Source organism: Streptomyces odontotermitis (assembly GCF_050510915.1).
In the GTDB taxonomy this organism is placed as follows: domain Bacteria; phylum Actinomycetota; class Actinomycetes; order Streptomycetales; family Streptomycetaceae; genus Streptomyces.
Window position 1 is genome coordinate 22,935 of the sequence record NZ_JBNJLS010000013.1, and the last position, 13,851, is coordinate 36,785.

Annotated in this window: 14 protein-coding genes and 1 tRNA gene; 4 read left to right on the top strand and 11 right to left on the bottom strand. The window is 70.0% G+C overall.

All coding sequences use genetic code 11. The features are described from left to right. Positions 1-88: 88 nt before the first annotated feature. From ACQB60_RS29855 to ACQB60_RS29890, 8 genes are all read right to left on the bottom strand, one after another. Entirely contained in the window at positions 89-1,213 is a 1,125-nt protein-coding gene (locus tag ACQB60_RS29855) for a serine hydrolase domain-containing protein (RefSeq protein ID WP_496929212.1), read from the bottom strand. A 179-nt stretch (positions 1,214-1,392) separates the two neighbouring features. Further along, on the bottom strand, positions 1,393-2,583 hold the full coding sequence (locus tag ACQB60_RS29860) for a serine hydrolase domain-containing protein (RefSeq protein WP_496929213.1): 1,191 nt from the start codon (positions 2,581-2,583) through the stop codon (positions 1,393-1,395). A gap of 639 nt (positions 2,584-3,222) precedes the next feature. Further along, positions 3,223-3,924, bottom strand: coding sequence for a response regulator transcription factor (locus ACQB60_RS29865; protein ID WP_496929214.1), 702 nt, complete (start codon positions 3,922-3,924; stop codon positions 3,223-3,225). Beyond that, positions 3,921-4,043: a hypothetical protein gene (locus ACQB60_RS29870; RefSeq protein WP_496929215.1), complete on the bottom strand. Its 123-nt coding sequence runs from the start codon at positions 4,041-4,043 to the stop codon at positions 3,921-3,923. Before ACQB60_RS29870 ends, ACQB60_RS29865 begins: the two co-directional genes overlap by 4 nt. A gap of 73 nt (positions 4,044-4,116) precedes the next feature. Then, positions 4,117-4,713 (bottom strand): hypothetical protein, encoded by a 597-nt coding sequence (locus ACQB60_RS29875; protein ID WP_496929216.1) that lies wholly within the window; start codon positions 4,711-4,713, stop codon positions 4,117-4,119. 120 nt (positions 4,714-4,833) lie between these two features. Next, positions 4,834-4,907, bottom strand: a tRNA-Pro gene (locus ACQB60_RS29880). Between the two features lie 55 nt (positions 4,908-4,962). Beyond that, on the bottom strand, positions 4,963-5,760 hold the full coding sequence (locus ACQB60_RS29885; RefSeq protein WP_496929217.1) for a Pr6Pr family membrane protein: 798 nt from the start codon (positions 5,758-5,760) through the stop codon (positions 4,963-4,965). Between the two features lie 220 nt (positions 5,761-5,980). Next, positions 5,981-6,910, bottom strand: a complete 930-nt coding sequence (locus tag ACQB60_RS29890) for a metallophosphoesterase (protein WP_496929218.1) — start codon at positions 6,908-6,910, stop codon at positions 5,981-5,983. Positions 6,911-6,986: 76 nt separating this feature from the next. Here ACQB60_RS29890 and ACQB60_RS29895 point away from each other — a divergent pair, with 76 nt between their 5' ends. Further along, positions 6,987-7,454 (top strand): GatB/YqeY domain-containing protein, encoded by a 468-nt coding sequence (locus ACQB60_RS29895; RefSeq protein WP_496929219.1) that lies wholly within the window; start codon positions 6,987-6,989, stop codon positions 7,452-7,454. A 168-nt stretch (positions 7,455-7,622) separates the two neighbouring features. Here the strand turns inward: ACQB60_RS29895 and ACQB60_RS29900 are convergent, their stop codons facing one another. Further along, on the bottom strand, positions 7,623-9,950 hold the full coding sequence (locus ACQB60_RS29900) for a transglycosylase domain-containing protein (RefSeq protein ID WP_496929220.1): 2,328 nt from the start codon (positions 9,948-9,950) through the stop codon (positions 7,623-7,625). Positions 9,951-10,334: 384 nt separating this feature from the next. Between ACQB60_RS29900 and ACQB60_RS29905 the strand changes: the two genes are divergently transcribed. Then, positions 10,335-10,679 (top strand): WhiB family transcriptional regulator, encoded by a 345-nt coding sequence (locus tag ACQB60_RS29905; RefSeq protein WP_016642765.1) that lies wholly within the window; start codon positions 10,335-10,337, stop codon positions 10,677-10,679. A gap of 122 nt (positions 10,680-10,801) precedes the next feature. Here ACQB60_RS29905 and bagB read toward each other — a convergent pair whose 3' ends face one another. Both bagB and bagA read right to left on the bottom strand, forming a co-directional pair. Then, positions 10,802-12,145, bottom strand: a complete 1,344-nt coding sequence (gene bagB / locus ACQB60_RS29910; RefSeq protein ID WP_496929221.1) for an ATPase BagB — start codon at positions 12,143-12,145, stop codon at positions 10,802-10,804. Beyond that, positions 12,142-13,125, bottom strand: a complete 984-nt coding sequence (bagA, locus tag ACQB60_RS29915) for an ATPase BagA (protein ID WP_496929222.1) — start codon at positions 13,123-13,125, stop codon at positions 12,142-12,144. Before bagA ends, bagB begins: the two co-directional genes overlap by 4 nt. Positions 13,126-13,197: 72 nt before the next feature. On the opposite strand from bagA, the gene sp36 reads away from it, so the two are divergent. Both sp36 and ACQB60_RS29925 read left to right on the top strand, forming a co-directional pair. After that, positions 13,198-13,359, top strand: a complete 162-nt coding sequence (sp36, locus tag ACQB60_RS29920) for a Sp36 family protein (RefSeq protein WP_003975360.1) — start codon at positions 13,198-13,200, stop codon at positions 13,357-13,359. Then, positions 13,356-13,829, top strand: coding sequence for a RidA family protein (locus ACQB60_RS29925; RefSeq protein WP_496929223.1), 474 nt, complete (start codon positions 13,356-13,358; stop codon positions 13,827-13,829). Before sp36 ends, ACQB60_RS29925 begins: the two co-directional genes overlap by 4 nt. The last annotated feature ends 22 nt before the right edge of the window (positions 13,830-13,851 follow it).

A 13,851-nucleotide genomic window follows, 5' to 3' on the forward strand; every position in this document is an offset into this window, starting at 1 on the left:
GGCCTTCGCGGTCGGTGTAGCCGGTCGTGGAGCCGCACTCGAAGGGGCAGTGAGCGAGCGAACGTCCCTGTCGGTCAGGCGACGTGGTTCAGCGTGGGCACAGGCCCGCCGCCACGGTCCCCTCAAGGTGCTGCACGGCTTCGCCGGTCTTCGGTTCAAGGTTCATCGTGACGCTGGCGGCGCGGCCGTCGTCGGTGGCCCCGGCCCAGGTCCCGAAGCCGGGGATGCCGCCGCTGTGGCCCCAGAAGGCGCACTTGTCCGACTGCTGAACGTGCATGATCCCCAGTCCCATGGTGTAGCGGGAGTTCCCCTTCTGCATGGGGATGGTGGTGCGCATCTGCTTGCGCTGGGCCTTCTTGAGGAGAGGGTTGCCGTCATCCTTGAGCAGCGCGGAGAAGAAGCGGTTGAGGTCGGAGTTGGTGGAGACGATCGCGCCCGCCGCCCAGGCCGCGGAGGGGTCGATCTCGGTGACGTTGCGCGCGGGTGCGCCCGTGGGCTCCGGGCGGTAGCCCTGGGGGTGGCGCTCCCGGATGGTCGTCTCGCCGGGGGCAGGGACGTAGGTGTGGCGCAGCCCCAGCTTCTGGATGACGCGCTTGTCGATCTGCTCAGCGAGGGGCCGTCCGGTGACCCGCTCCACGATCAGGCCGGCCACCAGGTAGTTGGTGTTGCTGTACGACCACTTCTTGCCGGGTTTGAAGAGGGCCTTGTGCTTGAGGGCGATGTCGAGGGCGTCGCGGGGTGAGAGGTAGCGGCGCTCCAGGATGTCGCTGGTGACGTCGTCTTCGTAGTCGGGCAGTCCGCTGGTGTGCTGCAGGAGTTGGCGCACCGTGATGCGGGTCCCGTCGATCCTCTCGCCCCGGACGAGTCCCGGCAGATACTTGTCGACCGGCTTGTCGAGGCTGATCTTGCCCTCGCCGACCAGTTGCAGCACGACCGCCGCGGTGAACGACTTGGTGACGCTGCCGATCCGCACCTGGGCGTCGCGGGGCATCTTCGCGTGCGTGTCCCGGTTCCCCACCCCCGCGGTGTAGGTGCGGAAGTTTCCCCCGCCGTCCAGCACACTCGCCAGCGCGCCGGGTGCGTGATCCGAGTCCACCAGCGTCTCGAGACCCTGTCGCACAGGGCCCGGCCGGGCGGCGCTCGCAGGGGCCGCCACACCGGCGGTGACAGCGGTGGCCAGGGCAAGGGTGGTCAGGGCGAGACGTTTACGCATCAGGGTTCCTCCGGAGTGGGGGTGACGGGCCTCAGCGGCGAGATCAACTCTGCTGGAGGCCACCGCCGTTACCCCTCAGGGATGACCCTGACCAGACCCTCCGCCTTCCCGGTACTCCGCTCCCAGAACCTCCCTGGGAGCGGAGTACCGCGCCTCACCTCACTTGTCCTGGCGGCACTTCACAGCCGCGGCGCCGGACGCTCGCCCCGCCCTTCCTTGCCGACCGCTCCGCAGAACTCGGCGTCGACCACGTCGCCCCTCGGGCTCCAGTCGCCATTGCGGTTGTACGTGAGGGTGTGACGGCCGTCCGGAGTGGTCACAGTCTCCGTTTCGGATCCGGGAGTGCCACCGCTGTGGCTCCACAGCTTCGCGTGGCAGCTCGTCCTGACGCTGTACAGCCCGAGGCCGTAACCGGAGTAGAGGGGGTCGCCGGGCGTGGACACCGTCGTCTGCATCTCGGCCAGCTGCTTCTCGGGCAGTAGCTTGCCGCCCATCAGGGCGCTGAAGAACCGGTTGAGGTCGCCGGTCGTGGAGATGCCTTCACCTGCCGCCCAGGCCCAGGACGCGTCGTTCTCGGTGACGTCGTGGATCCTCGTCGCGGCGGGGTCTCTGCTCAGCTTCGAGTACGCCCGGCTGCTCGGCTTCGGCAGGAAGGGATCGGCGCCCGGGAGACGGGTGGTCCGCAGGCCGAGCGGGTTGATGACGCGCTCACGGATCTCGTGCCGGTAGCTGTTGCCGCTGACCTTCTCGATGATCAACCCGGCCAGGATGTAACCGGTGTTGGAGTACGAGTGCTTGGTGCCGGGTGTGAAGTCCGGCTTGTGCGACAGCGCCACCCGTATCAGTTCCCGCGGCGTGTGGGTGTCGTAACGGTGCGCGGGGAAGCCCTCCAGCAGGTTGTCGTGCGCGAACTCCGGGTCGCTGGTGTAGTTGAAGAGCCCGCTGGTGTGGTTGAGGAGTTGGCGCACGGTGATCCTGCGGCCGTCGTTGCCGTTGCCCCGTACGAGGCCGGGGAGCCAGTGCTCCACGGTGTCGTCGAGGTCGAGTCTGCCCTCGGCCTCCATCTGCAGCAGCACGGTCGCCACGAACGTCTTGGTGATACTGCCCATCCGGAACCGGTCGTCGGCGCCGCGCGGCGTGCCGGTCCTCAGGTTGCCGACCCCCGAAGTCCCCTGCCAGGCACGGCCTTTGTCCACTGCCGCGGCCGTGACCCCGGGGACCCCGCCGGCCACCATGGCGTCCATCGCACGCTGGGTCGCCGCGTGCCCCTTCCTGGGCGCCGCGTGTGCGGGGAACGCGAACGCGGTAGCGGCCACTGCCGCCGCGGCGAGTCCCACCACCCCGGTGTGCACTCGTCGACGTACTGCCATGTCGTGCTCCTTTGCAGTCTGAGCGTGCCGTGCCGCGGTCGCGGCACCCACCCGGCCCGTGCACCTCTCGTGAAGCTTGAGGCGACGCGGTGAACCGTGGTCACAGGGATGGACTGCGCCCGGATGCAGGGCAGTTGACGCTCCTTGCGAATCTCGTCCGGGAGGTCGACGGCGGCCAGGAGCACGGTCCTGCCTGGGGTTATCCCGGGGAGTCCGCTCCCATGGCCGGGCTCGTCCTGGGGGCGGACGAACGTCCCCTGCCCCTGAACGCTCCTCTTGGCGAAGGCCGGGCATCACCGGCACCATCCAGCAGAGGCGTTCTTCCGTTCACGAGCATGAATCGCACAGTCGCTTCGCGCGCTCCCGCCGGCATCGTGGCGGCCGGGCGCCGGCACCGACCGCGGTGTTCGCGGGCGGCAGGCCGGACAGTGTCCAGTCGGGGGAGCCACCGATGACGGCCGCTCCGCCAACATCGCGGTGACCATGATCCCAAGTGACGCGGCCGGGCAGCGTGTGGAGGGCCACGGTGGATGCGGCCCGCTGCCGCTGACTCCCCGCTGCCGCTGACTCCCCTCGGTCCGGCCCCCTGCGCGGCCGTCCTCTGCGCGGCCGTCCTCTGCCGGCCCAGGACGGTCAGGTTCAGCCCACCGAGTTCGCCGACCCGGCCTCGACCAGGCCCGACTCGTAGGCCGAGATCACCGCCTGGGCACGGTCGCGGACACCCAGCTTGGCGAAGATGCTGGTGATGTGGTTCTTGACCGTGGAGGCGCTGATGCCCATCGCCGACGCGATCTCGGCGTTGTCGAGACCGGTGGCCAGCAGGTGCCACACCTCGACCTCGCGGGGCGTCAGCTCGCCCATGCCGGGCGACGGCGACGGCGACGGCGGCCGCGGACGGCGGGGCGCGGTGACATAGGCCGAGATCAGCCGGGTGAGCAGGCGGGGCGCCACAGCCGCCTCCCCGCTGTGCACAGTGCGCACAGCCGCCACAAGCTCCTCCGGGGAGGCGTCCTTGGGCAGGAACCCGGAGGCGCCGGCGCGCAGGGCGGCGACCACGTACTCGTCCATGTCGAAGGTGCTCAGCGCCAGGACCCGGCATGCGGGCAGCTCCCGCGCGAGCCGCTCGGTCGCCTGGACCCCGTCGAGAACCGGCATCCGGATGTCCATCACCACGACGTGGGGCCGGTGCTGGTGGGCGAGCTCGACCGCCCGCTGCCCGTCCTCCGCCTCGGCCACCACGTCGATCGCCGGGTCGGGGGTCAGGATCAGGGCCAACCCCCGTCGTACGAGGGGCTGGTCGTCCGCGATCAGTACCCTGATCCGCTCCGCGGGTCCCGTCATCCGAGCTGCTCCTCCTCATCGACCGGCGCCGTCGGCAGGGTGGCCGTGCCCCGGAAGCCATCCCCGTCGAGGCCGCCGGCCACCGTGCTGCCGCCCTGCAGCGCGACGCGCTCGCGCATGCCGGTCAGCCCGTACCCGGTGCAGCCGTGCCGCTGTCGGACACCTCGACGGTGATCCGGTCCGGATGGTACGTCAGCCGCACCCGCGCCTGGGCCCGGCCGGCGTGCTTGCGGGTGTTGGTGAGGGACTCCTGGACGATCCGGAACACCGCCAGGCCGGTGCTCGGCGGCAGCGGACGTTCCTCTGCGCGGACCGTGAAGTCGATGGGCAGTCCGGCCCTCCGGGACTCGCCGACGAGCGGTCCGAGGCTCCCGACACCGGGTTGCGGCGCGGACGGCGCCTTCTCCTCGCCTTCTCCTCCGGCTCGTCGCCGGCCCGCAGCACGTCAAGCGGGTGGCGCATCTCCCGCAGCGCGATGGGCCCCGACAGCTGCATGGTGGTGAGGTGGCGGGCGACGATGTCGTGCAACTCCCGTGCGATGCGGCGATGTTCCTGGGCCACCGCCCGGTCGGCCGGCAGCCTGCGCCGGACCTCCACCGCGTGCCGCCAGTGCTTCACTGCCTCGGCTGCGGCGATGACCAGCACCGAGGCGAGCACGTTGCTCGCCTCGTCCGCGACCGGCGGGGGCAGCGGATGCCCCCGGCCCAGCAGCGTCACGCTGGCCGCCACGAGCGCGGTCGGCGCCGTCACCGCGAGACCGCAGGACCGGGCCACGGCGAACAGCGCCACGACGAGTGTGCCGCCGCCGTTCGAAGCCGGCTCCCAGACGGCTCCCGAAAATGGGTCCCCAATGCACATCAGGCCCGGTACTGATCTCTCAGTACCGGGCCTGACCTGCTATTTCAGCTGTCGGGGTGGCGGGATTTGAACCCACGACCTCTTCGTCCCGAACGAAGCGCGCTGCCAAGCTGCGCTACACCCCGATGTCGTTGCTCCGCTCCCCGTCAGCTTCTGCTGCGCAGGTCGTGGCGACATCGATTACTTTAGCGGACCGGCGCCCTGAGACGAAATCCGGTTTCCGAGGCCCTTCGTCCCGTCCTTCCCCCGCCCCCTCGGCCGGGGCCTCACCCGGTCCAGGCCGACCAGCGCCAGCGCCAGCGCGTAGAAGGCGAGACCGAAGATCACGGCGTTGCCCAGGACCCCGGCGTAGCCGTGCAGGTCGACGTCGAGGAACGGGTACGGGTAGCGCGCCGGGGTGCCCGGCGTCATGATCGCGCCGCGGATCAGGGCGAAGGCGAAGTAGGCCAGCGGGTACAGCAGCCACAGCCCGGCGTGGCGGAGGCGGAGTCCTCCGGGGCGGATGAGGAAGAGCCAGTTCGCGAGCGCGCCCAGCGGCGTCACCGTGTGCAGGAGCTGGTTGGAGACCGAGTGCCAGCCGGTCAGGGGGGCGGCCTCGTCGCCGGTCATCGAGAAGCTGCTCGCGTCGTTCGCGAGGACGAAGTGGTAGACGAGGCCCGTGATGGAGATGAAGAGGAGCGTCCCGCCGGTCAGCCACGGAAGCAGCGGCGGCCGTGCCGCCCACGCCCGCCACGCACTGACCGCGAACACCACCGCCACCAGCACATTGCTCTGGACCGTGAAGTAGCTCAGGACGCGCGGCACGCTGTCGGCGAGGACCAGGTCGATGACGATGCCGGTCAGCGCGGCCAGCGCGACGAGCGCGCGGAACACGGCGGCGAGAGGGCGGCGTACGGGAGGGGGCGCGACCGCTTCGGCCGGAACGCCCCGGGCGCTGAAGGCGTTCCGGGAGTCGAAGGCGCTTCGGGTGCCTTTCACGCCCGGCACACCTCGCACGCCCCTTATGCCCCGCATACCACGCGAAGTCCGGTCTGTCCCGATCATGCCCCCACGGTACGCAGACCCACGCGGGCCCGCCCGCCCGAGGGGCCGCGGAACCCGAGAGGGCCTCAGAAGAGTGCCTCAGAAGGGGGTCTCCGAAGAGTGCCTCAGAAGGGGGTCTCCGAAGGGGGTCTCCGAAGGGGCCCGGAGTGGGGGCTCAGCTCTCCCGGGGCACCAGCGTCAGCAGCGTCGCCTCCGGAGGGCACGCGAGCCGCATCGGCGTGTAGCGGTTGGCGCCGCACCCCGCCGACACATGCAGGTACGACGTGCGGCCCTCGGACTCGTGCGTCGACAGGCCCTTCACCCGGTCCGTGTCCAGGTCGCAGTTGGTGACCAGGGCGCCGTAGAAGGGGATGCAGACCTGGCCGCCGTGGGTGTGGCCCGCGAGGACCAGCGGGTAGCCGTCCGCGGTGAAGGCGTCCAGGGCGCGCAGGTACGGGGCGTGCACGATGCCCATCGAGAAGTCGGCGCCCGTGTCGGGGCCGCCCGCCACCTGTGCGTACCGGTCGCGCTTGATGTGCGGGTCGTCGACGCCGGTCAGGCCGATCTCGTAGCCCTCGATCTTCAGCGAGCCGCGCGTGTTGGTGAGGTTGACCCAGCCCGCGGTGTCGAAGCCGTCGCGCAGGTCCTCCCACGGGTTGTGGATGACGCCGACCGCGGGCTTGTTGCCGTTCAGGCCGTGGCGCCCCTGCACCTTCTCCAGCAAGTACCGGGCGGGGTTGCGCCACTTGGGGCCGTAGTAGTCGTTCGAGCCGAAGACGTAGGTGCCGGGGAACTCGAGCAGCGGGCCGAGCGCGTCCAGGACCTCGGGCACGGCCTCGGGGTCGGAGAGGTTGTCGCCGGTGTTGACGACGAAGTCCGGGCGCAGGCCGGCGAGCGAGCGCAGCCAGCGCTGCTTCTTGCGCTGGCCCGACACCATGTGGATGTCGGAGACCTGCAGGACGCGCAGCGGACGCATCCCCGGAGGCAGGACCGGCACCGTCACTCGTCGCAGCCGGAACAGGCGGGCCTCGATGCCCACGGAGTAGGCGACGGTGGCGGCGGCTGTCGCCGAGATTCCCAGGGGTACTGCGTATCGCGCGCGCATGCGTCCATCGTGTCAGACCGCCACCGCCCCCGAAATCAAGGGGCAGGGCCCCCACCACACCTGCGACAATCTCCCCATGACCACGCTCAAGTCGAAGCTGCAGGAAGACCTCAACGCCGCGATCAAGGGGCGCGACGAGCTGCGCTCCTCGACGCTCCGGATGACCCTCGCCGCCATCACGAAGGAGGAGGTCGCGGGCAAGGAGAAGCGCGAGCTCTCCGACGACGAGGTGCAGAAGGTGATCACCCGCGAGGCGAAGAAGCGCCGCGAGGCCGCCGATGCCTTCGCGCAGGGCAACCGCCCCGAGCAGGCCGAGCGCGAGAAGGCGGAGGGCGAGGTCCTCGCCGACTACCTGCCCAAGCAGCTCAGCGACGAGGAGCTGACGGCCATCGTCACGCAGGCCGTCGAGGAGGCGAAGGCCGCCGGCGCCGAGGGCCCGCGCGCCATGGGCCAGGTCATGAAGATCGTGAACCCGAAGGTGGCGGGCCAGGCCGAGGGCGGCCGCGTCGCCGCGACGGTCAAGAAGCTGCTCGCGGGCGGCTGAGTCCCCGCGTACCTAGGCGTCACCCGCGTACCTAGGCGTACACGCGTACCTAGGCGGACACCCGCGTACCTCGCGTACAAACGCATGGATGCGCGTACATACGTGAATGAGGGCGCCCCCTGCATCAGGGGGCGCCCTCATCGTCGTCAGCCGGGGAGAGGACCGGGCTCAGGGAAGCCAGCCTCCGACCCCGCCGCCTCCGTTGCCGTTGCCGTTGTTCCCGCCGTTGCCGCCGTCGGCACCGCCGATCCAGCCGCCGATGTCGCCACCGCCGCCGTCGCCGCCCCCGTCGGCACCGCCGATGAAGCCGCCGTCACCGCCGTCGTCGCCACCGCCACCGTCGCCACCGCCGTCGATGCCGCCGATGAAGCCGCCGTGGTCGTCACCGCCCGGCTTCCCGTCGTCGTGGGGCTTGTCCTTGTCCTTGCCCTTGTCGCCACCCGGGATGTGGATGGTGTTGAAGCCCGGCGCGGGCTTGCCCGCGAGGGCGCCGGACATGGCGTCGCGCCAGATCGGTCCGGGGACCTCACCGCCGAAGACCTTGTCGTAGGGCTGGCCGCCGATGGTGATGTTCACCATCTGCCGCTTGTGCTGCGGGTCGCCGACCCAGACCGCGCCCGACATGTTCGGGGTGTAGCCGACGAACCAGGCCGCGTAGCGGAAGTCCGTCGTACCGGTCTTGCCCGCGCTGGGACGGCCGCCGCCGAGGCCCGCCTGCTGGCCGGTGCCGTCCTCGACCACGCCCTTGAGCAGTGTGTTGATGGTGTCGGCGGTCTTCTCCGACATCGCGCGCGAGCACGAGGTCTTCGGGACCGGCAGCGACTTGCCGCCGAGCGTGGAGATCGACTCGATCGCGATGGGCGTGCAGTACGTGCCGCGCGAGGCGAAGGTCGCGTACGCGCTCGCCATCGTCAGCGGCGACATCTCCTGCGTGCCGAGCGCGATCGACGGGGCCTGGACCATGTCGTTGCCGTCGGCGCGGTGGACGCCCATCTTGTCGGCCATCTGCGTCACCGGGCAGATGCCGATGTCGCCGATCAGCTGCACGTAGTAGGTGTTGACCGACTTCGCGGTCGCTTCCCGCATGGCGTACGGGCCGACCTCGGACTCGTTCTCGTTCGAGACCTTCGAACCGGCCGTGTTGGACCAGGTCTTGCCGTCACAGGCCGAGACCGAGCTCGGGTACGCCATCTCGTACGGCGACGCGTAGCTCTGCGTCGGCGGCTTGCCACCCTCTATGGCGGCCGCGGCCACGATCGGCTTGAACGTCGAACCGGGCTGGTAGCCGGCGCCGCCGCCCATGTCCTTGTTCACGGACAGGTTGATCGTGGTCTCGTCCTTCTTGAAGCCGTACGGACGCGACTGGCCCATGCCCAGGATCTTGCCGCTGCCCGGCTCGACGATGGTCGCGGCGGTCGCCACCTCGTCGGTCTGGTTCACGTGATCCTTTATCGACGCCTGCACCGACTCCTGCGCCTGCGGGTCGAGCGTCGTGCGGATCTTCAGGCCGCCGCGGTTCCACAGCTTGGCCCGGGCCTCCTTGGTCTTGCCGAAGACCGGGTCGTTGAGGAACACCTCGCGGACGTAGTCGCAGAAGAACCCGGCGCCGTTGACCGAGGTGATGCAGCCGTTCTTCGGCTTGCTGACCTTCAGGCCGAGCGGCTTCTCCTTGGCCTTGTCGGCGTCCTGCTGCGAGATGTCGTGGGTGTCGGCCATGCGCTGCAGCACGACGTTGCGCCGCTTCGTGGCTTCCTCGGTGTCGTTGACCGGGTCGTAGCGGCTCGGCGACTGCACGATCCCGGCGAGCAGCGCCGCCTCCTGGACGTTCAGCTCCTTGGCGGGCTTGGAGAAGTAGCGCTGGGCCGCGGCCTCGACGCCGTACGCCTGCTGCCCGAAGTAGGTGATGTTCAGGTAGTTGTTGAGGATCCGCTTCTTGCCGAGCTTGTCCTCGATCTGGATCGCGTACTTCAGCTCGCGGATCTTGCGCCCGAGCGTCTGCTGCGTGGCCTCGGCGACCTTGGTCGGGTCGTCCCCGGCCTCCTCGACGAAGACGTTCTTCACGTACTGCTGCGTGAGCGTGGAGGCGCCCTGCGAGACGCCGCCGCTCTGCGCGTTCTGGTTCAGCGCGCGCAGGATGCCCTTCATGTCGACCGCGCCGTGCTCGTAGAAGCGCGCGTCCTCGATGGCGACGATCGCCTTCTGCATGTACGGCGAGATGTCCTTGAGCGGCACGACGGTGCGGTCACGCGAGTAGACCGTCGCGATGTTGCCGCCCTTGGCGTCGAGGATCGTGGTGCGCTGACTCAGCGGCGGCTGGCGCAGGTTGGCGGGGATCTCGTCGAATCCCTCGACCGAGCCCTTGGCCGCGAGGCCGAGCGCACCGGCCGCGGGCAGGGCGATTCCGGCCAGGACGGCCCCCGCGAGCACGCTGACACCTAGGAACTTGGCGGCCTGCTGCGTTGGGGACAGACCACCGCCCGAGCGCTTCTTTGGCATGAGGGCAGCCTACGTTCTGATTCGCCGGACAGGCGTATATGCCTTGGCCTAAGCTGCTCTCAACTGTCACAGCAGTGCGGTCCCGTAACAACCCCTCCGCCGTTCCCGAATCCGGTGGACTGTTGTCCGAATCCGCCTCATGCGTCATGGGGCGTCCGTTGTGACCCAACTGAAATTCCCGGTTCCGCCGGGTTCCTCACGCATGTCCTCGGCTCACTCCGTCGGGTGATCTGCCGCTTACGCATAGTCCGTTCGGGCCATTCAAGATTGGGCCCGAAGGGGGTGTTGCGCTGTCGCGACCTTCCGTAACGTCCTCAACTGGCGGCGGTGAATATGCCGCTGCCGCCGTGGGGGAGCCTCGATTCGGGAGAGGACGGCGCCGGTATGGGCTGGGTAACCGACTGGAGTGCGCAGGCGGCCTGCCGCACTACCGATCCGGATGAACTGTTCGTTCAAGGAGCAGCGCAGAACAGGGCCAAGGCGGTGTGCACCGGATGCCCGGTGCGGACCGAGTGCCTGGCCGATGCGCTGGACAATCGCGTCGAGTTCGGCGTGTGGGGTGGCATGACGGAGCGGGAGCGTCGCGCACTGCTGCGCAGGCGTCCGACCGTCACCTCCTGGCGCCGACTGCTCGAGACAGCACGCTCCGAGTACGAGCGTGGCACGGGCCTGCTGCCCGTGGACTTGGAGGACGAGGAGACGTACGAGAGCTACGCGGCGGTGGGTTAGCCGCGCAGGTGTGAGTGGCCTGGCGTGAGTGCTCAGGTGTGAGTGGCCCCGGCGGGAGTGGGTCCCAGTCGCACCGAGTCCGTCGCACCGAGTCCGTCACACCGAGTCCCTTTCACGGAGGCTCAGGCTGCTCCGGCCGGATCGTCATCGGTCGCGAGCCGGTCTCCGATGGCCCGCAGACCTGCGAGGTCATGCACATCCCCGGGAAGCGCGGCCACTTCGGCCACGGCGACCTCGGGGTGGAGCGCGGTGAAGCGGTCTCGCGTGCGCTGTTCGCGCGCGAGCAGCCGCATCCGCTCCGCGTGCAGCCGCAGCAGACCCGCGGTCAGCTGGGTCAGCTGATCCTCGGGGGAGTCTTCGGGAGAGTGTGGACCTTCAGGTGCCTCAGGTGTTTCAGGTGCTGCGGGTGCTTCTGACGGCGCGGGAGTCGAAGGAGCCTCGGAGGCTGAAGTCTCGGGAGCATCAAGGGAGTTGCCGAGGGAGTTACGAACTCCAACCTTCCCTCCCTCCTGATCCACAATGCGGCTCTCCTCAAGATTTTCCGCGGCGGCGAGCGCCCGCTCGGCGGACAGCTGGGCGGCACCGCTGCCGTGCACCCGGTTCAGCACCAGACCGGCGAGCGGCATCTTGTCCGCGGCGAGCCGCTCCACGAAGTACGCGGCCTCGCGCAGCGCGTCCCGCTCCGGCGACGCCACCACGAGGAAGGCCGTGCCGGGCGCCTGGAGCAGCCGGTACGTGGCGTCCGCGCGCGTACGGAAGCCGCCGAACATCGTGTCCATCGCGGCCACGAACGTCTGCACGTCGCGCAGGAGTTGACCGCCCAGGAGCTTGCCCAGGGCGCCCGTCATCATCGACATGCCGACGTTGAGGAACTTCATCCCGGCACGGCCGCCCACCTTCGCCGGGGCCATGAGGAGCCGGATCAGCTTCCCGTCCAGGAAGGACCCGAGCCGCTTCGGCGCGTCCAGGAAGTCGAGCGCCGAGCGCGAGGGCGGGGTGTCCACGACGATGAGGTCCCATTCGTCCCGGGACCTGAGCTGCCCCAGCTTCTCCATCGCCATGTACTCCTGCGTGCCCGCGAAGCCCGCCGAAAGCGACTGGTAGAAGGGGTTGTTGAGGATCGCGCGGGCGCGCTCCTGGTCCGCGTGCGCCTCGACGATCTCGTCGAAGGTCCGCTTCATGTCGAGCATCATGGCGTGCAGGCTGCCGCCGGCCCCGTCGTCGATGCCCTTGACCTCGCGGGGCACGTTGTCGAGCGAGTCGATGCCCATGGACTGGGCGAGTCGGCGCGCCGGGTCGATGGTGAGCACCACGACCTTGCGGCCCCGCTCGGCGGCGCGCAGGCCGAGGGCCGCCGCCGTGGTCGTCTTGCCGACGCCGCCCGAGCCGCAGCACACCACGATGCGGGTCTTCGGGTCGTCGAGCAGGGAGTCGACGTCGAGGGCGAGTGCCGGGTCCAGCGTCATGCGGCGATCCCTTGCTTCCGCAGTTCCGTCGCGAGCTCGTACAGGCCCGCCAGGTCCATCCCCCCGGCGAGCAGCGGGAGTTCGTGCAGCGGCAGCCCCAGGGCGGCGAGGACGGCTCGCTGGTCGCGCTCCAGGGCGTAGCGCTCGGCGTACTCGGTGGCCTGCTCCAGGAGCGGGTCGACGAGCCGCTCCGCGTTCCCGCCGCGCCGGGCCCCGCCGAGGCCCGCCGCGGACAAGGACTTGGCGATGGCCGTACGAGGGGTCTGTTCGAGCCCCAGCTCCAGGGCGGCCTCGTCGAGCAGCGCGGGCCGCACCATGTTCACGATGACGCGCCCCACGGGCAGCTGCGCGGCCTTCAGATCCGCGATCCCGTCGGCGGTCTCCTGGACGGGCATCTCCTCGAGGAGCGTGACCAAGTGCACAGAAGTCTCGGGGGACTTGAGCACCCGCATCACGGCCTGCGCCTGATTGTGTATCGGCCCGATCTTGGCGAGCCCGGCGACCTCGTCGTTGACGTTCAGGAAGCGGGTGATGCGTCCGGTCGGCGGCGCGTCCATCACGACGCAGTCGTACGCGTACCGGCCGCGCTTGTCCTTCCTGCGCACCGCCTCGCACGCCTTGCCGGTCAGCAGGACGTCCCGCAGACCGGGCGCGATGGTGGTGGCGAAGTCGATCGCGCCGAGCTTCTTCAGGGCCCGGCCCGCGCCCCCCAGCTTGTAGAACATCTGGAGGTAGTCGAGGAGCGCCAGCTCGGGGTCGATGGCGAGGGCGTACACCTCCCCGCCCCCGGGAGCGACGGCGATCTTCCGCTCCTCGTAGGGCAGCGCTTCGGTCTCGAAGAGCTGCGCGATGCCCTGCCTGCCCTCGACCTCGACGAGGAGGGTCCGCTTGCCCTCCGTCGCCAGGGCGAGCGCGAGGGCCGCGGCCACCGTGGTCTTGCCGGTACCGCCCTTGCCGCTGACGACCTGGAGCCTGCTCACGCCTTCGAGCCTAACCAGTGCCGGAACGGAGTACGCAGGAGGCCACCATCCGCAGCGGCTACAGTCGGCCACATGACCAAGTGGGAATACGCGACGGTGCCGCTTCTGGTGCACGCGACCAAGCAGATTCTGGACACCTGGGGCGAGGACGGCTGGGAGCTCGTCCAGGTCGTGCCCGGGCCGAACAACCCCGAGCAGCTGGTGGCCTACCTGAAGCGGGAGAAGCAGGCATGAGCGCCGGGGCCGTGGAGGCGAAGCTGGCGGAGCTCGGCCTCACCCTGCCCGAGGTCGTGCCGCCGCTGGCCTCGTACCAGCCCGCCGTGCAGTCCGGCGTGTACGTCTACACCGCGGGCCAGCTCCCGATGGTGGAGGGCAAGCTCCCGGCCACCGGCAAGGTCGGCGCCGAGGTCACGCCCGAAGAGGCCAAGGACCTCGCCCGCACCTGCGCGCTGAACGCGCTCGCCGCGGTGAAGTCGGTGGCGGGCGACCTCGACCGGATCGCGCGGGTGGTCAAGGTCGTCGGCTTCGTCGCCTCGGCCTCGGACTTCACCGGCCAGCCCGGCGTGGTCAACGGCGCGAGCGAGCTGCTCGGCGAGGTCCTCGGCGACAAGGGCGTGCACGCCCGCAGCGCGGTGGGCGTCGCGGTGCTGCCGCTGGACGCCCCGGTCGAGGTCGAGATCCAGGTCGAGCTCACGGAGGCGTGAGCCCGTACGGCCGTGCCGGCTG